This window comes from Pseudoalteromonas luteoviolacea (genome assembly GCF_001696455.1).
Taxonomy (GTDB): domain Bacteria; phylum Pseudomonadota; class Gammaproteobacteria; order Enterobacterales; family Alteromonadaceae; genus Pseudoalteromonas; species Pseudoalteromonas luteoviolacea_C.
The window spans coordinates 1-391 of record NZ_MAUJ01000060.1 but is presented as its reverse complement, the minus strand read 5'-3'; the positions used below and the strand labels follow the sequence as shown (position 1 = coordinate 391).

The following is a 391-nucleotide window of genomic DNA, read 5'->3' as shown; positions in this document are numbered from 1 at the left end:
AAAAAACTGAGTGTCGCCTATCTTTAAATAACGGTTAAAAGTTAGGCGCTCAATTCATGGCAACAGCACGAAGTCGGCAAGTTAGCTTGGTGGATACTAAGTACTATCACTGCATATCACGATGCGTAAGGCGCGCGTTTTTATGCGGAGAAGATAAAGTAACGGGTAAGTCTTATGAGCATCGAAGAGGGTGGGTTGAAGAGAAGTTGCTACAACTTGCTAAGGTGTTTTGCATTGATGTGTGTGCGTATGCAGTGATGAGTAACCATACGCATATTGTTTTATATGTTGATGATAAAAAAGCAAAACGTCTAACGGATAAAGCCATTATTATACGCTGGCACAAGCAATTTAAAGGGACTTGGCTGACGCATAAGTTTATCAATGGCGA

The 391-nt window shown here is 40.9% G+C and carries 1 pseudogene; it reads left to right on the top strand.

Annotated features, from left to right (window positions below):
- Positions 1-56 precede the first annotated feature (56 nt).
- A pseudogene (locus tag A7985_RS25500) lies at positions 57-391 on the top strand (transposase); the annotation flags it as partial.